At 25.4% G+C, this 22,413-nt stretch carries 18 protein-coding genes and 3 tRNA genes; 14 read left to right on the top strand and 7 right to left on the bottom strand.

The window, feature by feature from the left end:
* Positions 1-51 precede the first annotated feature (51 nt).
* Genes AMYT_RS12730 through AMYT_RS12710 form a run of 5 tightly spaced genes read left to right on the top strand, consistent with a single transcriptional unit; the run spans position 52 to position 3,971 of the window.
* A complete protein-coding gene (locus AMYT_RS12730; RefSeq protein ID WP_191287672.1) occupies positions 52-582 on the top strand; it encodes a hypothetical protein in 531 nt (176 codons plus the stop codon).
* A 16-nt stretch (positions 583-598) separates the two neighbouring features.
* Positions 599-1,282, top strand: coding sequence for an SDR family NAD(P)-dependent oxidoreductase (locus AMYT_RS12725; protein WP_114842896.1), 684 nt, complete (start codon positions 599-601; stop codon positions 1,280-1,282).
* 8 nt (positions 1,283-1,290) lie between these two features.
* Complete coding sequence (locus AMYT_RS12720; protein ID WP_114842895.1) at positions 1,291-2,682, top strand: cobyric acid synthase; 1,392 nt, start codon at positions 1,291-1,293, stop codon at positions 2,680-2,682.
* Positions 2,672-3,571, top strand: a complete 900-nt coding sequence (gene cbiB / locus AMYT_RS12715) for an adenosylcobinamide-phosphate synthase CbiB (RefSeq protein ID WP_114842894.1) — start codon at positions 2,672-2,674, stop codon at positions 3,569-3,571. The genes AMYT_RS12720 and cbiB overlap by 11 nt, the downstream gene beginning before the upstream one ends.
* A complete protein-coding gene (locus AMYT_RS12710) occupies positions 3,549-3,971 on the top strand; it encodes a hypothetical protein (RefSeq protein WP_114842893.1) in 423 nt (140 codons plus the stop codon). Before cbiB ends, AMYT_RS12710 begins: the two co-directional genes overlap by 23 nt.
* Here the strand turns inward: AMYT_RS12710 and AMYT_RS12705 are convergent.
* The 4 genes from AMYT_RS12705 to ilvD form a co-directional block, all read right to left on the bottom strand.
* Positions 3,958-5,178 (bottom strand): ArsS family sensor histidine kinase, encoded by a 1,221-nt coding sequence (locus AMYT_RS12705; RefSeq protein ID WP_114842892.1) that lies wholly within the window; start codon positions 5,176-5,178, stop codon positions 3,958-3,960. The two genes, AMYT_RS12710 and AMYT_RS12705, sit on opposite strands and share 14 nt — an antisense overlap.
* Complete coding sequence (locus tag AMYT_RS12700; protein WP_196779643.1) at positions 5,175-5,852, bottom strand: response regulator transcription factor; 678 nt, start codon at positions 5,850-5,852, stop codon at positions 5,175-5,177. The genes AMYT_RS12705 and AMYT_RS12700 overlap by 4 nt, the downstream gene beginning before the upstream one ends.
* Positions 5,853-5,862: 10 nt before the next feature.
* Positions 5,863-7,281, bottom strand: a complete 1,419-nt coding sequence (locus tag AMYT_RS12695) for a Do family serine endopeptidase (protein WP_114842890.1) — start codon at positions 7,279-7,281, stop codon at positions 5,863-5,865.
* Positions 7,282-7,401: 120 nt separating this feature from the next.
* Positions 7,402-9,090, bottom strand: a complete 1,689-nt coding sequence (gene ilvD / locus AMYT_RS12690) for a dihydroxy-acid dehydratase (RefSeq protein ID WP_114842889.1) — start codon at positions 9,088-9,090, stop codon at positions 7,402-7,404.
* A gap of 202 nt (positions 9,091-9,292) precedes the next feature.
* On the opposite strand from ilvD, the gene AMYT_RS12685 reads away from it, so the two are divergent.
* The 4 genes from AMYT_RS12685 to AMYT_RS12670 all read left to right on the top strand — a co-directional run bounded on the left by AMYT_RS12685 (position 9,293) and on the right by AMYT_RS12670 (position 10,578).
* Positions 9,293-9,379, top strand: a tRNA-Leu gene (locus AMYT_RS12685).
* Between the two features lie 14 nt (positions 9,380-9,393).
* Positions 9,394-9,482 (top strand) — tRNA-Ser (locus AMYT_RS12680).
* Between the two features lie 58 nt (positions 9,483-9,540).
* Positions 9,541-10,440: a DMT family transporter gene (locus AMYT_RS12675; RefSeq protein WP_114842888.1), complete on the top strand. Its 900-nt coding sequence runs from the start codon at positions 9,541-9,543 to the stop codon at positions 10,438-10,440.
* A gap of 62 nt (positions 10,441-10,502) precedes the next feature.
* Positions 10,503-10,578, top strand: a tRNA-Cys gene (locus AMYT_RS12670).
* Between the two features lie 25 nt (positions 10,579-10,603).
* Here the strand turns inward: AMYT_RS12670 and AMYT_RS12665 are convergent.
* Positions 10,604-11,044: an META domain-containing protein gene (locus tag AMYT_RS12665; protein WP_114842887.1), complete on the bottom strand. Its 441-nt coding sequence runs from the start codon at positions 11,042-11,044 to the stop codon at positions 10,604-10,606.
* The gene (locus tag AMYT_RS12660) at positions 11,031-13,154 is read right to left on the bottom strand and encodes an ATP-binding protein (protein ID WP_162919510.1); all 2,124 of its coding nucleotides are present in this window, start codon (positions 13,152-13,154) and stop codon (positions 11,031-11,033) included. Before AMYT_RS12660 ends, AMYT_RS12665 begins: the two co-directional genes overlap by 14 nt.
* Positions 13,155-13,313: 159 nt before the next feature.
* Between AMYT_RS12660 and AMYT_RS12655 the strand changes: the two genes are divergently transcribed.
* Entirely contained in the window at positions 13,314-15,197 is a 1,884-nt protein-coding gene (locus AMYT_RS12655) for a sensor histidine kinase (RefSeq protein ID WP_114842885.1), read from the top strand.
* Between the two features lie 10 nt (positions 15,198-15,207).
* Complete coding sequence (locus AMYT_RS12650; protein ID WP_114842884.1) at positions 15,208-16,245, top strand: AI-2E family transporter; 1,038 nt, start codon at positions 15,208-15,210, stop codon at positions 16,243-16,245.
* Here AMYT_RS12650 and AMYT_RS12645 read toward each other — a convergent pair whose 3' ends face one another.
* Positions 16,246-16,968, bottom strand: coding sequence for a response regulator transcription factor (locus tag AMYT_RS12645; protein ID WP_191287671.1), 723 nt, complete (start codon positions 16,966-16,968; stop codon positions 16,246-16,248).
* A gap of 121 nt (positions 16,969-17,089) precedes the next feature.
* Between AMYT_RS12645 and AMYT_RS12640 the strand changes: the two genes are divergently transcribed.
* The 3 genes from AMYT_RS12640 (at position 17,090) to AMYT_RS12630 (ending at position 22,408) form a co-directional block, all read left to right on the top strand.
* Positions 17,090-18,727: a TolC family protein gene (locus AMYT_RS12640; protein WP_162919509.1), complete on the top strand. Its 1,638-nt coding sequence runs from the start codon at positions 17,090-17,092 to the stop codon at positions 18,725-18,727.
* A gap of 97 nt (positions 18,728-18,824) precedes the next feature.
* A complete protein-coding gene (locus AMYT_RS12635; protein ID WP_114842882.1) occupies positions 18,825-20,978 on the top strand; it encodes a type I secretion system permease/ATPase in 2,154 nt (717 codons plus the stop codon).
* A 2-nt stretch (positions 20,979-20,980) separates the two neighbouring features.
* Positions 20,981-22,408, top strand: a complete 1,428-nt coding sequence (locus AMYT_RS12630; RefSeq protein ID WP_114842881.1) for an HlyD family type I secretion periplasmic adaptor subunit — start codon at positions 20,981-20,983, stop codon at positions 22,406-22,408.
* Positions 22,409-22,413 lie beyond the last annotated feature (5 nt).

Raw genomic sequence — 22,413 nt, 5'->3', positions numbered from 1 at the left:
TATTATATCTCTATACTAGTATCTCTAATTTTTTTAGGATTAGTTTTATATATGATATTTAAATCTTTTATTATAGTAGATAGACAATATTTAGATATAGAAGATAAAACCTATGTAAATCAAGTAAAAGTTGATGCTTTTACAAAATCTTTAGCTGAAAAACTAACTTTACATTGCAATAAAGATAAACTTTGTGAAGTTCAAAGTATGTTAGATTTTACTACAAATATTCCTTATAAAATCAATGAAAATGTAGCAAGAAGTGCTAGACAAGTGGTTACTCAAAATTATGGGGATTGTGATGATAAATCAAATCTTCTTATTTCACTACTTTATGTAAAAGGGTATGAGGCTTATTTTGTTTTAGTTCCAAAACATATTTTTGTAATAGTAAATTTACAACAAACTTTAAAAGATAAAAAAGCTTTATATCTTGATAAAAAAGCTTTCTATAAATTAGAAACAACAGCAACAAACTCAAAAATAGGTTTTCCTTTAAAATATAGCTTTGAGGAAATAGAAGCAATAATTGATCCTTTTAAAAATAAAAAGGTTAAATATAGTAGTTTAGAATATAAATAAAAAGGTAGATTTTAAAATGAAAAATATACTTATAACTGGTGCTTCAAGTGGTATAGGAAAACAAATAGCAAAAAAACTAAGAAAGAAGTATAAAGTTATAAATCTTGATATACAAGAAAATACTTTAGAAGGTATAGAGTTTTATAAATGTGATTTATCAAATAAACAACAATTATTAAAGACTATAAAAAAAATAAAAAAGAAGTTCTCTTCCCTTTATGCACTTATAAATAATGCTGCTATTTTTTCTTCAAAACCTTTAAAAGAACAAGAATTAGAACAGTGGGAAAAAATTATTAGTGTAAATTTAACAGCTCCTTATATTTTAAGTAAAGAGTTTAGTTTACTATTAGAAGAGTCTTTTGGACATATTATAAATATCTCTTCCACAAGAGCTTTTATGTCAGAAAAAGCAACTGAGGCTTATAGTGCTTCAAAAGGTGGGATTACTTCTTTAACTCATGCTTTAGCTATTTCATTACCTAATGTAAAAGTAAACTCTATTAGTCCAGGGTGGATAAATACAGATAAAAACTATATTCCAACAGTAGAAGATAACTTACAACATCCCTGTAAAAGAGTAGGAACTTCTAATGATATTGTTGATATGGTAAAGTTTTTACTTAAAAATAGAGGGTTTATTACTGCAAGTAATTTTGTAATTGATGGTGGAATGACAAAAAAAATGATTTATGTTTAGGATGGGGTGTGAAAAATCTTTCAATTTTTGGTACAAGCAGTGATGCTGGAAAATCAACTTTAACTTTTGTAATAGGAAAAATCTTACAAGATGAAGGCTTTAGTGTTGCTGCATTTAAAGCACAAAATGTTTCTAATAACTCAAAAGTTTGTGATGATGGAAGTGAAATTGCAATTGCACAATATTTTCAAAGTGAAGTTTTAAAAGTACCCACTTCTTATCATTTAAATCCAGTTTTATTAAAGTCTGGTAGAGGAAATAGTGCTTCGCTTATAGTTGAGGGTAAAGTGGTTACCAATAAAGATGTAAGGGAATATTATAGGGATTTAGACCTTTTAAAACCTGCTGTTAAAAGATGTTATGAATATTTAAATAGTAAATATGATTGTGTTATAAGTGAAGGGGCAGGAAGCCCTGTTGAATTAAATCTTATGGATAAAGATTTATCAAATATTTTTATTGCCAATACTTACAATACAAAGATTATTTTAGTAGCTGATATTGAAAAAGGTGGAGTTTTTGCCTCTATTTATGGTTGCTATCATTTACTTCCTAAAAAACTAAGAGATAATGTAATTGGTGTAATTATAAATAAATTTAGAGGGGATATGTCTTTATTTGATGAGGGAGTAAGAATTATTGAAGAAGAGTTTAAAATCCCAGTTTTAGGAGTTTTACCATATAGTGCTTTTAATTTGGGATTTGAAGATAGTGCAAGTTTACAAAACTTTATTCAAAAAAAACAAAATATTAAATTAAATATTGCAGTAGTTGCTTATCCAACAATGAGTAATTACAATGATATTGAACCTCTTATTGCAGATGAAGAAGTTTTTGTAGAATTTATTAGTTCTAATATCTCTTTAGATAAATTTGATTTATTAATACTTCCTGGAAGTAAACTTGTAATAAAAGATTTACAATGGCTAAAACAAACTGGACTTTTTGAAAGTATTAAAAACTTTAAAAAAGAACTTTTTGCTATTTGTGGTGGGTATGAGATGATGTTTACTCTTTTAAAAGATATTTATGCCTTAGAAAATACCCAAGCCATAGAAGAAGAGGGTTTTAGTTTTATAGATGATGAAATAGTATTTGAAAAAGAAAAAATCTTAAAAAAAAGTAATTATAAACTTTTTGGATTTAAAGTAGAAGGTTTTGAAATACATCATGGAGTTTCAAAAAAATATCCTTTAATGTATGAAAAAGATAAGTTTAAAGGTACTTTTATACATGGTATTTTTGATAATGATAATTTTAGAACAGCTTATTTTAACTCTATAAATAAAGAGTATAAAGGTTTCAATTTTAAAGAATATAAAGAAGAAAAAATCAATGAATTTGTAAATAAGATGAAAAGCAAACTAGATATAAAAAGGATAGTAAGTAGTGTTTTATAGTGTTGCTTTAATTGCTTATATTATTGATATGTTTTTTGCAGAGTTTGATAAACTAAAAATTAAACATCCTATAATTTATATTGGAGATATTATAAAATTTTTTGAAAAAAGATTTTATAAAGATTCTATTTTTTCAGGAATTTTACTTACTTTTTTTACTTTAAGTGTGGTTTTTATTGTAGTTTTTCTTTTAAGTTTTATAGATAATATTTTTATTCAAGGTTTTCTTGCTTCTTTTACTCTTTCTTCAAAAATGTTATATGATTGTGTAAAAGATGTAATACAAAGTACTACATTAGAAGAAAAAAAATATAAAATCTCTATGTTAGTTAGTAGGGATACTAAAACTATGAGTGAGAGTGATATAAATAAAGCTGCAATTGAAACATATGCTGAAAACTTAAGTGATGGAGTTATTGCTCCACTTTTTTATTTAGTATGTTTTGGTCTTGTTGGGGCTTATATATATAAGGCTATAAATACTCTTGATTCTATGGTAGGGTATAGAAATAAAAGATATGAAAAATTTGGAAAATTTAGTGCTAGATTAGATGATTTGGCTAATTATATTCCTTCAAGAATAACAGCTATTTTAATAGCTATTATTTTTAAAAGTAAAAAGGCTCTTTTAGAGTTTAAAAAATATGGAAGCAAACATGAAAGTATAAATGCTGGACTTCCAATTGCCTCAATGGCTTTAGCTTTAAATATTAAGCTTGGAGGACCTACTTCATATTTTGGCAAAATAAAAAATAAGCCATTTTTTGGTGTGGGAAAAGAGAATATAGAAAAAAGTGATGTTTTAAAAGCACTTGATTTAAAAATAAAACTTGATTTAGTAGTAATGATAATTTTGGGAGTATTATATGTCTTATATAAAATGGTTTGAAGCCCATGGTAAAAAACATGCAAAGATTATGGAAAAATTAAAAGATAAAAGTGATGATGAGGTTATAGAGTATTTTAAATTTGAAAATATGCTAAAAAATGAACCTGAATTTTGTCCTTTATATAAAGATAATAAAAAATGCCATGATTATGAAGAGTTAAATTGCTATTTATGTGCCTGTCCTAATTTTAGATTTAATGATGAAGGATTTAAAAAACAAGAGGATAAAACTTTATACTCTTATTGTAGTATAGACTCAAAAGATGGTTCTCAATTTATAGGAGAGGGATATATTCATCAAAATTGTGCAGGTTGTATAGTTCCCCATAGACAAAACTATATTAAGAAGCATTTTTCAAGAAATTGGTTTAAAATTATGAAAGAAGTTACTCAAGGATAATAGAAAAGTAATTTTCTCCTTCTTTATGGGAATATTTTAATTTATATCCATGCATATAAACAATTGTTTTTACTATATAAAGACCTAATCCAAATCCATCTGCTCTTTTTTCCTCTTGTGAAAAAGGCTCACTATAATAATCAAGATGGTGTTTTAGCTTACTTCCTTTTGAAATAACATCTATTCTTTTTCTTTCTGCAAGAATTTTTACTTTCTTATCTTTTGAAAATTTAATACCATTATCTATTAAGTTTTTAAGTGCAACACTAAAAAGATTTATATCAACTTCAAAATTAAAATCCTTGATTTTTGAAGATATATTTGAAGGTTCTATCATCATAATCTCTAAAGTTTTTTGATATATTTTAAAAAATGAAGTATTTTCTTTATATATCACAGAAGTTTTTGAAGTGATTTTTTCTACTGTTGCTAGTTCTTTTATAATATCATCCATCCTTTTAAAAGCTTTTTGAAGCATTAGTTTACTTTTTTCATCTTCTAAAGTTTCAGCAATAAACATAGCTTTAGTAATTGGCGTTTTAAGCTCATGCATCATATTTCGCATAAATAGATTTTTTGATTCTGTTTGTTTACAAATAAGAGTAATAGCATTTTGAAAGTTTTTTGCAATTTCTCCTATTTCATCATTTGATCGTGGTTTTATATTTATATTTAAATCACCCTTTGAAAATTTAGTAATTTCATAATTTAACTCTTTTAAGGGTTTTAATTTTCTTTTTAAAATAAAATATAAAAAGAAAATAGTAAGTAGTGAAAGTAGTAAAATAGCAATAATAATAGCAAAATTATATTTATTTGAATTTAAATCTTTAAGCATAAGGTTATAACCAAATCTTTGAGCATAAAGATAATAATCTGAGGCATAATAGTAAATTCTATAAGTTCCTAAAGAAGTTTTTTTAATAGCAAGTTCTTCTGCATCATTTAGAATTTTTACTTTTTTATCTCTATTTTTTACATTTTTTACATTAAATTGCTTAAATAACTGTTGTAATTCAGTATTTGATGGGTTTTTATTTATAATTGTTAGGAAGTTTTCACCTATTATTTCATATCTATTTTGTTGTGTAATCTTATGTTTTTGCATATCAAGATTGATAAATAAACCAAAAGTTATAACTATTGCAATAACTGCAATTGTAAAAATAAGATTAATAAATGTTGAAATAGATATATTTCTAATCATATAAGTTGATACCCTATACCTCTAACTGATTTTATATATGTTTTGCTATCATCTATTTTAGAAATTTTATTTCTAATTCTAGAGATAATAACATCAATGTTTTTTAAACTACTATCATCTTCTATATGGTCACTTGCATAAATAAAATCTTCCCTTGCAACAACTGCGCCATTTCTTTCAATTAATAGTTTTAAAATATCAAATTCTGCAAGAGTTAAAGATAAAACTTCACCTTTTAATACAATTTGCAAATCATCACTTTTTATTGTAAAAGCTGAGTTATTTGTAGTTTGTACATTTTCAGTAGGAACTGCAATTCTTTTTAAAATAGCTTTAATTCTTGCTTGTAATTCTCTTGGATTATATGGTTTTGGCAAATAATCATCTGCTCCTCTTTCTAATCCCATAACTTTATCTAAAATGTCATCTCTTGCACTAGAGATAATAATAGGAATATCAGAAACTTTTCTTATTTTAGGTATTAGTTCAAGTCCATCTATTTCTGGTAGAGTTAAATCTAAGATTAATAGTTCATAATCTTTTTGTATTCCTAAAGTTGATAGCCCAAGATATGGACTATCAAAATTAGTAACTTCTATATCAAATGATTTTAAATAATCTGTGATGATTTGAGCTAACTCTAAATCATCTTCTATCATCATAACTTTTATTATAGTAAATCCTTTATTTTATAACCAATAAAATAGTTTGACCGTATCTATTTACATAAACTCTTTTATGTTGGTTATTGTATTTTCTTATTGCTTGTTGTATATTTACAAATGATTTAATTTCAATATCTTCAATTTGTATAATAACATCGCCTGGTTGAAATCCTACTTTTTCAGCTTTTGATTTTGGTTCTACTTCAGTGATTAATACCCCTGAAATATTCCTTCCAATTCTATATTTTGCAATAATATTATTATCTAATTCTGAAAGAGTTAATCCTCCTAAGAATTTACCATTATTTGCAGTTGAAACAATAAGACCATCTCTATTTCCTAAAACTATATCTAGTTTTAAATTCTTTTTATCTCTTTCTATTTGTAGAGTAATTCTTTGATTTGGTTTAAATGCTGCTATAACATTTTGTAAATCAGCTCTATCTCTTATAACTTTATCATTAATTGCAAAGATTAAATCTCCTCTTCTTAAACCAAATTTCTCAGCAGGAGTATCAGGAGAAACATCTAAAATTAAAGCACCTTTTTTATGGTTGTAAACCCTTGCTAATTCAGCATTTAAATCATCAATTACAACTCCTAGGTAACCTCTAGTAACTTTTCCATCTTTAATTAGTTTTTCAACTACATCTTTTACCATATTAACAGGAATTGCAAATCCAATTCCATTGTTCCCACCACTTTTTGTAATAATTGCACTATTAATACCTATTAATGCACCTCTACTATCAATAAGTGCTCCACCAGAATTCCCAGGGTTTATTGAAGCATCTGTTTGAATAAAGTTTTCATATCTATTTATTCCAACTTTATTTTTATTAAGTGCCGAAATAATACCTTGTGTTACAGTGCTTCCTATTCCAAAAGGGTTTCCTAACGCAAAAATAATATCACCAACTTTTAAATTTCTAGAATATCCAACTTTTATTGCATCAAAGTTATCTCCTTCGATTTTTATAACTGCAATATCACTATCGGCATCTTTACCAATAACTTTTGCATTATATTCAGTTGGATCTTCACCAATTGTAACGCTAATCTCTTCTGCATTCTCAATAACATGGTTATTTGTAACAATGTATCCATCTTTAGATAAAATTACTCCAGAACCCAGCGATCTTTGGATTCTATTTTGTTGGAATTGATTTCCAAATTGATCTCCAAAAAATCTTTTAAAAATTGGATCATTAAACATTTGTAATGGGAAATTATCCAAAGAAGCATTAACATGTCTTTGTGCAGAAATATTAACAACAGATTTCATAGCCTCTTGAACACTAGAGTTAAAAGAAAAAATTTCATTTACAGAATTTGGTGCAACTCTTTTTACTTCTTGAGGTGCCATATTAAAATCAATTGAATTTGAAAATAAGTTTGTAGCTAAAAGTGCTGAAATAATAAATAGTTTTGATTTCATACTTATCCTTTTTTAAATATATAATGAAATTATAAAAGTTAAGTGTAAACTATTTTACAATAAAAAGTTAACAAAGAGTTAATATAATAACTAAAAAAAGAGGAATTTCCTCTTTTTTTATTAAAGGTCTGTTTTTAAAACTGCACCGCTACTTGCATTTGTAACAAGCGCTCTATATTGACCTAACCAAGAAGAGTTTAAAGGTTTTTTAAGAGGTTTAAATTCAGCTTTTCTTTTTGCTATTTCTTCATCATCTAAATTTACACTTAAGATATACTGATCAACATCAATATGTATCTCATCTCCATCTTTAAGTAAACCAATCATACCACCTTCTGCTGCTTCAGGAGATACGTGTCCAATTGAAGCACCTCTTGTTGCCCCACTAAATCTACCATCAGTAATAAGTGCAACTTTATCTCCTAATCCCATCCCCATAATTAGAGAAGTAGGTGCAAGCATCTCTTGCATACCTGGACCTCCCTTTGGTCCTTCATATCTAATAACAACAACATCACCAGCTTTTACTTTACCACCAACAATTCCAGCAATTGCTTCTGGTTGCCCATCAAAACATACAGCACGTCCAGTAAATACTCTACTTCCAGTAATACCAGCTGTTTTAATTACAGCTCCTTGCTCTGCTAAATTACCATATAAAATTGCTAATCCACCAACTTGGCTATATGGATTATCAATTGTATGAATAATATTTGTGTCTTTAATATAAGCATCTTTGATTTTTTCTAAAGTAGTCTCACCTGTGATAGTTAGATTATCTATTAAAATATCATCACCTCTTTTTGTCATCTCTTTCATAACTGCATTTACACCACCGGCTTTATTAATATCTTCCATATGAACTGTGCTTAATGAAGGAGAAATTTTAGCAATATGAGATACTTTTTTTGAAATTGCATTAATATCTTTTAATTCAAAGTTTACACCTGCTTCTTTTGCAATTGCAAGCATATGTAATACAGTATTTGAACTTCCACCCATTGCCATATCAACTGCAAAGGCATTTCTTACTGCATTTTCATTTAAAATATTTTTTAATTTAAATTTTTCTCTTGAAGCATTATCAAGTGCTATTTCACATATTCTTTTAGCTGCTTTTCTATATAACTCTTCTCTTTGTGCAGTTAAAGCTAAAATTGTTCCATTTCCAGGAAGTGCAATTCCCATAGCTTCCATAAGTGTATTCATAGAGTTTGCAGTAAACATTCCAGAACAACTTCCTCCACTAGGACAGGCATTACACTCAATATCTTTTAGCTCTTCATCACTCATCTCTCCAGCTTCATGTTTTCCAACCGCTTCAAAAGCTGTTGCTAAATCAATAGGAGTACCATCTTTAGTATGACCTTTTTGCATAGGTCCACCTGATACAAATATAGTTGGTACATTAACTCTTAATGCTCCCATAATCATCCCTGGAACAATTTTATCGCAGTTTGGAATAGCAATCATTGCATCTAGTTTATGAGCATTCATTACTGTTTCAATAGAGTTTGCAATTAATTCTCTACTTGGTAATGAAAATAACATTCCATCATGTCCCATAGCAATACCATCATCAACTCCAATAGTATTAAACTCAAAAGGAACACAACCATTTGCTCTAATCTCATCTTTTATTATCTCTGATACTTTATTTAAAAAGAAATGTCCAGGGATAATTTCAATAAAAGAGTTAGCAACTCCAATAAATGGTTTATTAAAATCATCATCTTTAAGTCCCGTTGCTCTTAATAATGATCTATGTGGAGTTCTACTATAACCCTTTTTTACTTCATCACTTCTCATATATTTATCCTTTAGTGTAACTATTATTATATATGTGGATTATACTAATTTTGGTGTTTTATTTAGATAAAAAAAAGAAAAAAAAGAAAATTTTAAAATTTTTTAAAAAAACTCTTGACAAATGTTTTTTTTTCTATTATAATTCCAGTCCAATTTAAGTAGAACGGCTTGAAAAGCCCATCAAAACTTAAATCACACAAGTGCGAGTGTGGCGGAATAGGTAGACGCGCGGGACTTAAAATCCCGTTCCGGTTTCGGAGTGTGAGTTCGATTCTCACCATTCGCACCACTTTTTAATGTTGTAGTGAGTTGACTGAGTTGGTCGAAAGTACCGGTTTTGAAAACCGGCGAGGTTCACGCCTCCGTGGGTTCGAATCCCACACTCACTGCCACTTAACTTCTAAATCAAAAAATTATCTTAACCTAAGCAAATTTAAATATAATTTCGCAATGAATAATCGTACTTTAACTCAAATACCAAATGTTAATAAAGCTATGCTTTTTATGGTAATTGGCGTAATGTTATTGCCTTTTACAGATACAATTGCAAAATATCTTTCAACAACACTTAGTCCAACACAAATAGCTTGGCTTAGATTTACACTGCAAGCTTTATTTATTTTTATATTAACTTTTTTTATAAAAGAAAAAATTGGAAAATTTAAATTAAATTATTTATATTTAGGCTTTTTTGTTTCTACTTCTATATTATTGCTTTTTTGGGGGTTAAAATATCTTCCTTTAGCAAATAATATTGCATTATTTTTTATAGAACCACTAGTTCTTACTCTTTTATCTATTATTTTTTTAAAAGAAAAGGTTTTTAAAGAACATATAATTGCTGTTATTTTAGGGTTAATTGGAACTTTGATAATTATTAGGCCAAATTTATCAATGTATGGAATAGCCGCTTTTTTACCAATATTATCCGCAATTTTATATGCTTTATATTTAATGTTTATAAGACTTAGTTCAAATTTAGGTAATAGCGTAACTATACAGTTTTATATAGGAATAGTTGCTTCTTTATTTTTATCTATTTGTTTATTAATAGGTGAAAGTTTTTCTTTAGAGATTTTAAAATTTAATAGTATTGATATGTCTTATTGGTGGATTATTTTAGCTTTAGGAATATTAACAACTTTTATACAACTTTTAATTTCAAAAGCTTTTTATTATGCAAATGCTTCTGTATTGGCTTCTTTTCAATATTTAGAAATAATATTTGCTACTTTTTTAGGGTGGATAATCTTTAATGATATTCCAGATAGGCTCACTATTTTAGGAGCCTTTATTGTGATTTTTGCAGGACTTTATTTAATAAAGTATGAAAGAAAAAAGAAAAAATAAATTAAGTTTAATATTTAAAAAAAAATTAAGCTTTTATTGCTATAATTTCATTCCACTTTTTCGGAGGTATAGCAAAGTTGGTAATGCAGTGGATTGCAAATCCTCTATGCGTCGGTTCGAGTCCGGCTACCTCCTCCAACTTTATAACTACAAAAAAATAATTTTATTGTAAGTAAATCGCAGTAAATTCCAAAATCTTATTTGAATCTTTATCAAAAATCAATAATTTGTCATTTTCTATTTTAAAATTTTGTGCTTTTTCTAAATTAATTTTAAACTTATATGCTTGTTGCATTCCTTGAAGACAAGCCATCATTGTTGAAGCAACCCTTGAAAATGTAATTTTATTTTCATTTAGAGTATAAGAACCCATAATTCTATTACATCCATCAGAACCTGCAACTTTTTGTTCTTTTAAAAGAATATGAGCTTCTCTTTGTTTTGGATAAACCATACTTGCACTATTTTCAATTTGAGTTAATTTCCAGTATTTATTAGTAATTTTCTGATGTGTATTTTCAACTTTTTGTGTATCTTGTTTTGTACAACCTATAAATAACAAGACAATTATAGAGATTACACTAAGAGTTTTAAATAGTTTCATTTTTATCCTTTTTTATTGGTAATTGTATTTTAAATACAGCAAAATTATACTCTTTTTTATTGTATATAAACTTTTCATTTGTTGCAAAAAGCTTTCCATTCATATGTTTTTCGATTATTTCTTTTGACATATATAAACCTATGCCAGTACCATTACTTTCCTCTTTAGTAGTAAAATAAGGTTCAAAAATTTTATCCATAATTTTTTCATCTAAGCCACCACCATTATCTTTGATAATAATAACTGCATTCTCTTCTACTATTTGTGAATTAATAATTATTAATTTTTCTTTTTGATTTTGTTTTAGTAGTTGATCTCTAGCGTTATTTAAAATATTTAAAATTACTTGTGTAAATTCATTTTCTAAATTATTTAACTCAATATTTTCAATATTTTTTATGATTTTTATATCTTTGTTTTTAAATTGAGCGCTAACTAATTTTAAAGCTTTATCTATTATAAATTCAACTGTAAAGTTTGTATGTACTTTATATGGTTTAAAAAAGTTTCTAAAATCATCTATTGTTTTAGATAAATATTGTGCAGATTCATTTATACTTTCTAAGCCTTTTATTAACTCTGTTTCTTGTAAAATACCCATTTCTTTTTGAAGTTGCATACCTGTTGAAGCTGTTGTAATAGTTGATAAAGGCTGTCTCCATTGATGGGCAATATTCCCTATCATCTCTCCCATAAGTGCCATCTTTGATTGTTGAGCAAGAATTTGTTCTGTTTTTATTCTTGAGCCAATTTCTTCTTCTACTTTTTTATTAAGTTCTTCATTTAACTCTTTTATTTCAGTTATATCAATAGCTATTCCTAATAAATAAGTCTTTTTAAAAATACCATAGTAAGGTATTTTTACTCTAATCATCTCAAAATAGAAATTTCTATTTTCATCTTTTTTGATTTTTTCTATGGTTTTAAGTTTTCCTTTTTTTAAGGCCAAATAGTCTTTATTTGGGCAGTTTAAAGGAGAAGAATCAATTATTTTATAAGAGTTTGCTCCTATTAATTGACTTTTATTCTTAAAATTATAAAATTTAATTGTTTCATCATTTACAATTATAAATTTACCTTTTGAGTCTTTTATAAAAAAAGGATGAGGAATAGAGTTTACTATAAAATCTAATAAAACAGTTTGGGAAGATTGAATATATGAAATAATTATTACAAAAGGAAAACCAATTAGTGCAACAATAAAAAATAAAGATAAAATATCAGATTTGATTTTATTAATAGCTTTTTTATAATAAGCTTCTTTAACCTTTAAAATTATATAAAAACTATTTTCTGTAATGGTTATTTTTTTACTATAATATTTTTGATTTTTATCTAAAAATGGTTTTTTTATTAACTCATCAATATTTTCAATTTCATTTTCTACTTTATAATTTCTTTTTAGTTGTGTACTCCATGATTTATTTTTATCTGGATGTAGAAGAAAATTTTTAAGACTATCTAAGTAATAAACATCAAACTTTTCATTTTTAGTAATTTTTTCAACTAAAGTTGAGGCATTAAAATTGATAATTAAAATTCCTTTAAAAACATCTTTTTCATAAATAGGTGTTGCTACTCTAATTGTGGGTCTATATGGTACTTCTATTTGTTTAAACTCAATATTTAAATCTAAATCTGATATAAAAAATTGTTTTTCTTTTAATCTCTTAGTTTTAGTAAAATAATCTCTATGGCTTTTATTTTGAAGTTTTTTTATTTCTATAATTTTATTGGTCTTATCTCTATCAAATCTTATAATTTCATCTGCATTTTCATTTATATATCGTAATTGAAAAACTGTATTATTAGAATCAATTAATAGTTTCATATATGATTTTAAAATATTTAAGTCTTTATTTAAAAGATTATTTTCTTTTATAATATTATTTAAAGCTTGCAATTCATCTTTATATTTATTTAGGGTAGTTTTAATTAGTAGTTCATTTCTTTCAAACTCGAATTTTGCAATATCTTTGTGTTTTTCATAAATTGCTTCTTTTTCATAATTTATAAGTTTTTGATAAAGTAAAAAAGAGATTATTGCACCTAATAAAAGTATTGTAAGTATAGTATTGATAAGATATTTAAAGTAGTTATAGCCAAACATAAAAACTCCTTGCATATAATAAGTAGCATATAAAAATAATTATTAAATTAAATTGAAATAATTTAATTAAACTGGATTTAAAAAGTAAAAAATCTATTTTTATTTAGACAATATTAGTAGAAACTTGCTACAATTAAAAAAATAATAAATGAGAAGCTTGTGAATTATAAGAATGAGAAAAATTTAACAAGAATTATTAGATATAGTTTACCTTTACTAACAATAATTATTTCATTGGTGATTACAATATTACTTTTTTTAGAAAATAAAAGAACTTTTGAACAAGAAAAAAAATTATTAAATAGTGAATTTATAAAAGAGAATAAAAAGAATATTCAAGAAGAAGTTGAAAGAGTTTATAACTATATTTTATATATGAAAGAATCAACTGATAATTCTTTAAAAAATCAGATAAAAAATAGAGTATATGAAGCTTATCAAATAGCAAATGATATTTATGAAAAATATAAGAATAAAAAATCAAAAGAAGAGATTTTTGAAATTATAAAAGATACTTTACGCTCAATTACTTTTAATGAAGGGCGAGGGTATTATTTTATTGATGATATAAATGGAATAAAACATCTTCAGCCTTTAAACCCTGAGTTTGAAGGTAAAAATTTATTAAATTATAAAGATGCAAATGGTTATGAGTTTGTAAAAACTATTTCTGAAACAATAAAAAATAAAAGTGAAAGATTTGATACTTATTATTGGTATAAGCCAAATGATTTAAAATCATATCGTAAAATAAGTTTTTATAAATATTTTGAGCCTTACAATATTGTTATTGGGACAGGTGAGTATGTTGAAGATTATGAAAATGAAGTAAAAAGAAAAGTTTTAAATTATATAAATCTTATTCGATATAAAAATGAAGGGTATATTTTTATTTTGGATTATGATTTTAACTATTTAAGTCATATAAATCCTAAATATATAGGAAAAAATGCTCTTTTAATTGATGATGCAAAAAATATTGAAAATGTTTCAAAAGATATTTTATTTATTGCAAAAAATGGGGAAGGATATTACTCATATATTCAATATAGAAAACCAAGTACAAATCTTCCAACAAAAAAAATATCTTATGTAAAAGGTATAAAAAACTGGAATTGGATAATTGGAACAGGTTTTTATGAAGATGATTTAAAAAATAATTTAGAACAAAAAAAGAAAGAGATAGATACTAAGTTTTTAAACTATATTTCAAATGTTTTAGTTGTAGCTTTTGTATTAACTTTAATATTTTTAGCAATTTCTATATATATCTCAAAGCTTATTGAGGATAATTTTAGAATTTATAAAAAAGAGATTGAAAATCAACAAAATATTTTAGCTCAACAGTCTAAAATGGCAAGTATGGGTGAAATGATAGCAAATATTGCCCATCAATGGAGACAACCGTTATCTGTTATCTCCACTGCTGCAACAGGAATTAGTTTTCAAAAAGAGTTAAATAGTTTAAGTGATAAAGATTTTTTTGAAGCAACAGAAAAAATAAATGATTCAGCACAATATTTATCTAAAACAATAGATGATTTTAAAAACTTTTTTAGTCCAATTAAAAATGAAAAACTAACAAATATAAAAGAGCTATTTTTAAAAACTTTTAAATTGTTAGATGCTCAATTTAAGACAAAAAATATTAATATAGTACAAAATATTAAAGATATTCAAATAGTAACTTTAGAAAATGAATTTTTACAAGTTTTAATAAATATTTTAAATAATGCTAGAGATGAACTTGTAAAAGTAGAATATGATAGATTTATTTTTATAAATGTTTCTCATAATGAAAAAACTGCTATTATTGAAATATACGATAATGCAGGCGGGATAAATGAAAAATATTTAGAAAAAGTTTTTGAACCATATTTTACAACAAAAGATAAAAGTATTGGTACTGGAATTGGACTTTATATGAGTCATGAAATAGTGACTAAGCATTTAAATGGAACTTTAAGTGTGCAAAACTATGAATTTACATATAAAAATAAAAACTATAAAGGTGCTAAATTTACAATAGAAATTTTTATATAAAGAGAGCTAAATGTTAGAACGATCAAATATAATGTATTATTTTTTTTATGTGGCAACTTCGATTATTATTATTGCAGGTTTTAAAGCTGCTTCTGAAGTTGTTATTATTTTACTTCTATCTATTTTTATTGCTTCTATTTTATCTGCTTTTTTAAATTTTATGGAAGAAAGAAAGATTCCTAAACTTCCCTCATATTTTCTTCTTTTTTCTATCTTAATAATTATTTCGCTACTTTTAACATATATGATAAATACTTCATTAACAAGTTTTTCAAGTAATTTACCAATATATGAAAAAAAGATAAAAGCTTCGATTTTATTGATTATAAATTATATTGAAGAGTATGGTTTTAATATAAATAAAGAAGAAATTTTAAAAGCTTTAAATTTCAGTTACTTTTTTAAATTTACTACAAATTTAATAGGAGATATAGGTGCTATTTTTTCAAAGGCTTTATTAGTATTTATTGGTGTTGCATTTATTTTATCTGAAACAAAAGTTTTTGAAAAAAAACTAAAAGTGATTTTTAATAGTGATAGTAAAAAATTATATAGTTTTAAACTTTTTTCACATAATTTACAAAAATATTTTATAGTTAAAACTTTTACAAGTTTTTTAACAGGTTTTTTTATTTTTGTTGTTTTGTTCTTTTTTAAAGTTGATTATCCTATTTTATGGGCAGTTATAGCCTTCTTATTTAATTTTATTCCAGTTGTTGGTTCAATTGTTGCTGCAATTCCTGCTGTTTTACTATCTTTAGTTAGTGGGCATTTAGATCATACTCTTTGGCTTATGTTATTTTATGTGGTGATTAATATAAGTATAAGTAACATCTTAGAACCAAAATTTATGGGTAAAGAGTTAGGTCTTTCTCCTATGATTATCTTTTTTTCTTTGATTTTTTGGGGCTGGATACTTGGCATAGTGGGTATGTTTTTAGCAGTACCAATTACAATGACTTTAAAAATTGCCTTTGAATCTACACAAAATACTAGATGGATAGGAGTTTTATTATCCGATTTAAGTAGCAAGAAAAATAGAAGTTAATTATAATACTTCTATTTTATATCCTACTTTTGAAATATTTAAAATAGACTCTTTCCCTATTTTATTTCTTAGTTTATTTAATAGATTTTTTAAAGCTGATTCTGTGGCTTCATAGCTATCTTGCCAAATTGTATCTTTTATTTCATCTATTTTTACAACTCTATGTCTATTTTTTATCAATAAATCAAATAATTTTGATTCATTAGAAGTCAATTTTATATATTCACCTTTTGTTAAATCTAAAAGTTTTTTATTAAGAACATCATATTCTAAAGAGTTTTTTAGTTTTATTTTATATCTTCCATTATCTAAAATATCTTTAGTTGCTTTTAAAAGAGAGTTTAATAATACTTCAAAATCAACAGGTTTATTTAAATAATCAATAATTCTATTTCGAATTCCTTCTAAAAGATAATCTGTTTCCAAATATGCAGTAAGGAAAATAATTGGAACTTTTTCATCAATATCTCTTAATTGCCTTACAAAATCAATTCCATCCATATTAGGAAGATTAATATCTGTAATAATAATATCAATTGAATTTTTTTTAAAATATTCTAATGCATCATGGGCATTACTAAAAGAGATACATTTTTTACATAATAACTTTAATACTTTTGTAATATTTTCTTTTATAATTTCTTCATCCTCTACATATAATATGGTAAGATTAGTCAAAGCGTCTTTGTAGTGGTGATTTGTTTCTATAATTGAGTTATTCAACTTGAACCTTTTTATAAATTAATTTATTTTATAATTATAATAGTATAATAATTTAAGTTACTTTAAATAAAACTTCTGAAATAATTATAAAAATTATTAACATAGGATGAAAGGACTAATTATGAAAAAGATTTTAATTCCAATAGTTTTGTTCTTTTCTACTTCAGTATTAAATGCTTTAAGTTTAAAAGATAGTGTGGAAAAAGCACTAACTAATAACCCTGATATTTTAGCAGAAAGAAAAAATCAAGAAGCATATAAACTTTATGTAGATGAGAAAGAGAGTAAGTATTTACCAACTTTAGATTTTAATGCTTATTTAGAAAGATCAAAAGTTAAAGATAAATATAATGACAGGCCTCATACTTCAGGTATAAAAGATGGTTATAATGCTGGATTAACATTACGACAATTAATTTATGATGGTGGTTTAACTCCTAGTGAAGTTAGACAAATGGAACATGAAAATTTAGCAAATAAATTTAGAAGTTTAAATGCTATTGAAAACACTATTTTAGAAACAGCAAACTCATATGTTACTTTAGTGAAGTTTGATGAACTAATAAATTTATCTTATGATTTAATTAAAACAAATGAAAAAAATCTAACAATTGCAAAAGAAAAAGAGCAAATAAGTGGTGAAGTTTTAGAAACTTATCAAGTATCTTCAAAATTGCAATTTGCAACAGATAAATATTATGAAGAAAAAAATAGTAGAAAAGAGCAACTTAATGCTTTAAAAAAATATGTAGGTATTGATGTTGATGGAAAAGTGTGTAGACCAATTATTGATGAAAAGGTTTTCCCAAAAGATATAGAAGCTACTGTAAAAGAAGCTATCTTGAAAAACCATCAAATTAAGGAACAAATAGAAAAAATTAAATCTCAAAGAGAAAAAATTGCTCAAAATAACTCTTCATTTTTACCAAAAATAAATTTTGAATTAAAAGTAAGTACGGATAATGATTTAGAATTACCAGAAAATGGAATTGAAAATGAAGCATATGCAAGAATTAACTTTGATTGGAACCTTTATAATGGAGGAGCAAATAAAGTTAAGACAAAACAAGAAAAAATTTTTTTACAAGAACAAAAAAAGACTTTAGATGTTATAACTGAAAAAATAGTTGAAGATATAAAAAATCAACATCAAAAGTTTTATAACAACAAAAAAAGAATTGAAGTTCTTAAAAAATATATTGATGCAAATGCAAATATTGTAGAAGTATATAAAAATGAATTTGAAGCAGGAACTAGAACATTTGTTGATATTTTAAATGCAGAAACAGAACTTTATCAATCAATTCAAAGTTTAATTTATAGAGAGTATGATTTATATTCAAATTATTATGGATTGCTTTATAATCTTTCTTTATTAACTCCTACACTTTTAACTCAAGAAAATCAAAATTGTGAAGTGATAAAACCAAAAGTTTATAAAATTTCACCTGATATAAAAAAAGAAGAATTTTCTGATGAATTAAAGGAGCTATTAGAGACTAATGTAAGTGAAATTATTGGTAAAGAGTTAAAAACTTCAGATATATCTCAGTATAATAAGAAAAATACAACAAATACAACAATTCCAAATAATACAGTAAAGGCTGATATAAAACATAAAGTTAAATATGGAGACACTTTATTCTCTATTTCAAGAAAGTATAATATTACGGTTAAAAACCTTATGTTTGCAAATAATTTAACATCAAATTCAATAAAAGCTGGTGAAACATTAGTAATTAAATACTTTGATAATTAAAAAAATATATTAGAAAGTATAATATATAATTTTATATGTTATACTTTACTAATTTATACAAAATAATACCAATATAATTGTGATAAAAAGGTACAAAGTGGAAAATGAAGAGAAGGTAGAAGAGACAGAAAGTCTAAAAAACTTAAAAGACAAAAGGCAAGTGGATAATTTATTAGAATGTTTACTTTTTCTGTCTAAATATCATAAAAGGGAAACTTCTGCACAATCTTTAACTTTTGGTTTACCAATACATAAATCTTCTATGAATGTAGATATGTTTCTACAAGCTTCATCAAAGATAGGTCTTACAACAAAAATAGTTAAAAGAGATATTCCAGATATTACAAAATTAGCTTTACCTTCTGTTTTACTACTTGAAAAAGAAAGAGCTTGTGTTTTAATTGATTATGATTTACAAAAAGGAGAAGCACAAGTAATCTTACCTGGATTAAGTTCAGGAGTAATTACTATTACTATGGAAAAACTTCAAAGTGAATATACAGGTAGTTTAATTATTGTAAAGCCTGAGTTTAACTTTAATAATAGAATAGAAAATGAGATTATTGTTGAACAACCAAAAGAGTGGTTTTGGGGTACTTTAAAAAGAAATTCAGGAATTTATAAACAAGTAATAATTGTATCTTTGTTTATAAATCTTTTTATACTAGCAACACCTCTTTTTACAATGAATGTATATGATAGAGTTCTTCCTAATAATGCAATAGAGACTTTATGGGTTTTATTTATAGGTATCTCAATAGTAATGCTATTTGATTTTATTTTAAAGCTTTTAAGAAGTTATTTTTTAGGAGTTGCTAGTAAAAGAACAGATACTATTATCTCAAATAGAATTTTTAATCAATTATTAAATATAAAAATAAATGCAAAACCAGCATCAACTGGACAATTTGTAAGTAGATTACAATCTTTTGAAAGTATAAGAGAATTTTTTACAAGTGCAACTATTGCAGCAGTTGTGGATTTTCCTTTTGTTATTATTTTTATTATTGTTATATTTTATATTGGAGGCCCTTTAGGCTATGTTACTATTGCAACGGTAGTGATTTCTATACTTACTTCTTGGTATATGCAAAGGCCTTTAAAAGAAATAATTGAAAAATCTGTAAAAGAAGAACAAATAAAACAAACAACTCTAATAGAAACTGTTACAGGTTTAGAAATTATTAAAAGTATTAAAGCTCAAAATAGAATGAGAACACATTGGGATAAATCAGTTAATAAAACAACTTATTATGCTGATAAAGGGCAATTTTTATCTCAAACTATTACATTTTTCACTGCTTTTATTTCACAGTTTTCAAATATATTAATAGTTGCTGGTGGGGTATATTTAGCAAGTGAAGGTGAGATGACAATGGGTGCTATTATTGCTTCGATGATATTAAATGGAAGAGTAATTGCCCCAGTTTCACAACTTGTTGGAATGATTATTAAATATGATAAAACAATGCTTTCTTTAAATAATCTTGATGAAGTTATGAAAATGCCAGTGGAAAAAGATAATAAAACATATATTAGCAGACCAAATTTAAATGGATCTATTGAATTTAAAGATGTACAATTTTCATATAAAGACCAAAATCATTTAACTTTAAAAAATATAAATTTAACTATTAACCAAGGTGAAAAAGTAGCAATATTAGGAAAAATTGGTTCAGGGAAATCTACTTTATTAAAGTTAATTATGAATTTATACGAGCCAACTAAAGGTTCTGTTTTAATAGATGGTGTAGATATTAGGCAAATTGATCCTGTTGATTTAAGAAATGCAATAGGTTCTGTTCCTCAAGAACCATTCTTATTTATGGGAACAATTAAAGATAATATTACTATTGGAGAACAATATGTTTCTGATGAGGAGTTATTAAGAGTTTCAAAAATTGCTGGATTAAATGAGTTTTTAGGAAAGCATGAAGCTGGATATGATTTAATTGTTGGAGAAAGAGGTGAAGGTTTAAGTGGTGGTGAAAGACAAGCTGTTACCCTTGCAAGGGCACTTATTTCAAATCCAAATATTTTAATGTTAGATGAGCCAACAAACTCAATGGATAGACAAACTGAAAAGATGTTTATAAATAGAGTTGAAGAAATAGTAGAAGATAAAACTCTAATAGTTGTAACTCACAAAACATCACTTTTACAACTAGTTGATAGGGTGATTATTGTTGAAAATGGTCAAGTTATTTTAGATGGACCAAAAGAAGAAGTATTTAATAAAATGAGTAAGTAATTATGCAAAATAACGAAAAAAAAACAACACCTTCTAAATCAAAATTTGGTTTAATTAATTGGATAAAAGAAATTTATGGCTTAGAAGATAGCCAAAAGAAAGATTTAGATTTTGTATATACTAGTTATAGTTATGCAAATGAGAAACCTAGTAAATTGTCAAATACTTTATTTATAATTATTGTTTTAATTTTCACTTCTTTTATACTTTGGGCTTCTTTGGCTAAAATAGATGAGTTAGCAAGAGGAGAGGGAAAAGTAATCCCTTCTGATAAAATTCAAAAAGTTCAATCTTTTGATGGTGGAGTAATCTCTGAAATCTTAGTTAAAGAAGGAGAAATAGTAAATAAAGGTGCTCCTTTACTTAAAATTGATACTACAAGGTTTCAAGCCTCTTTTGAAGAAAATAAACAATCATATTTAAGTTTATTAGCTGTAAGAGTTAGATTAGAAGTTGAATCAAAAATTGATATAAATAAAGATACTCCTAAATTGCAATTTCCTAAAGAGATTTTGGAAAATGGAATGGAATATGCAAAATCAGAAGAGAATCTTTTAGAAAGTAGAATAAGAGAACTTAAATCTTCTGTTAAAGTATTAAGAAATCAATTGGAACAAAAACAGCAAGAATTAGTTGAAATTGAAAATACTGTTAAAAATCTAAAAAAAAGTTTTAAGATTATTAAAGAACAAAGAAAAACAATACAACAATTGGCACAAAAAGGTGCTAAATCAAGATATGATGTACTTAATATTGAAAAAGAATATAATAAAACAAGTGGAGATTTAGAAGCTGCATTGTTATCTATCCCTCGTTCAAAATCTGCTATAAAAGAAGCAGAATTTAAAATTGATGAAAAAATCAATTCATTTAAATCTGAGGCTTCAAATCAATTACAAAAAACTTTAAGTGAATTAAATAAATTTGGAGCAAAATTAATTTCAGAAAAAGATAAAGTTGCAAAAACGGTTTTAGTTTCACCAGTGCATGGTATTGTTAAACAAATATATTTAAATACTATTGGTGGAGTTGTTCAATCAGGTACAGACTTAGTAGAGATAGTACCTGATAGTAATATTTTATTAGTAGAAGCAAAAATTGATCCAAAAGATATTGCTTTTATTAATCCAAGTCAAAAAGCTATAGTTAAAATAACTGCTTATGATTTTTCTATTTATGGTGGACTTGATGGAAAAATTGTTGAAATTTCAGCAGATAGTATTGTAGATAAAGATTCAAAAGATGGAAAATCTTATTATAGAATTGTTGTAAAAACAGATAAAAACTATCTAGAAAGAAATGGTCAAAAACTTCCAATTATTCCAGGGATGATTGCCAGTGTTGATATTGTAACAGGGAAAAAAACAATTTTAGATTTTATATTAAAACCAATTTTAAAAGTAAAACAAAATGCCTTAACTGAAAGATAAGGAGT

Source organism: Malaciobacter mytili LMG 24559 (assembly GCF_003346775.1).
GTDB lineage: Bacteria > Campylobacterota > Campylobacteria > Campylobacterales > Arcobacteraceae > Malaciobacter > Malaciobacter mytili.
Note: the sequence above shows the minus strand (reverse complement) of the source record. Positions and strands in the feature narration are given on the sequence as shown.

What these genes read in the sequence shown, in the direction of transcription:
- AMYT_RS12630 (WP_114842881.1), top strand. Translation starts at nt 20,981, where the DNA reads ATGCAAAATAACGAAAAAAAAACAACACCTTCTAAATCAAAATTTGGT.
- AMYT_RS12710 (WP_114842893.1), top strand. Translation starts at nt 3,549, where the DNA reads ATGTCTTATATAAAATGGTTTGAAGCCCATGGTAAAAAACATGCAAAG.
- AMYT_RS12705 (WP_114842892.1), bottom strand. Translation starts at nt 5,178, where the DNA reads ATGATTAGAAATATATCTATTTCAACATTTATTAATCTTATTTTTACA.
- AMYT_RS12660 (WP_162919510.1), bottom strand. Translation starts at nt 13,154, where the DNA reads ATGTTTGGCTATAACTACTTTAAATATCTTATCAATACTATACTTACA.
- AMYT_RS12665 (WP_114842887.1), bottom strand. Translation starts at nt 11,044, where the DNA reads ATGAAACTATTTAAAACTCTTAGTGTAATCTCTATAATTGTCTTGTTA.
- AMYT_RS12675 (WP_114842888.1), top strand. Translation starts at nt 9,541, where the DNA reads ATGAATAATCGTACTTTAACTCAAATACCAAATGTTAATAAAGCTATG.
- AMYT_RS12640 (WP_162919509.1), top strand. Translation starts at nt 17,090, where the DNA reads ATGAAAAAGATTTTAATTCCAATAGTTTTGTTCTTTTCTACTTCAGTA.
- AMYT_RS12695 (WP_114842890.1), bottom strand. Translation starts at nt 7,281, where the DNA reads ATGAAATCAAAACTATTTATTATTTCAGCACTTTTAGCTACAAACTTA.
- AMYT_RS12725 (WP_114842896.1), top strand. Translation starts at nt 599, where the DNA reads ATGAAAAATATACTTATAACTGGTGCTTCAAGTGGTATAGGAAAACAA.
- AMYT_RS12730 (WP_191287672.1), top strand. Translation starts at nt 52, where the DNA reads ATGATATTTAAATCTTTTATTATAGTAGATAGACAATATTTAGATATA.
- ilvD (WP_114842889.1), bottom strand. Translation starts at nt 9,090, where the DNA reads ATGAGAAGTGATGAAGTAAAAAAGGGTTATAGTAGAACTCCACATAGA.
- AMYT_RS12650 (WP_114842884.1), top strand. Translation starts at nt 15,208, where the DNA reads ATGTTAGAACGATCAAATATAATGTATTATTTTTTTTATGTGGCAACT.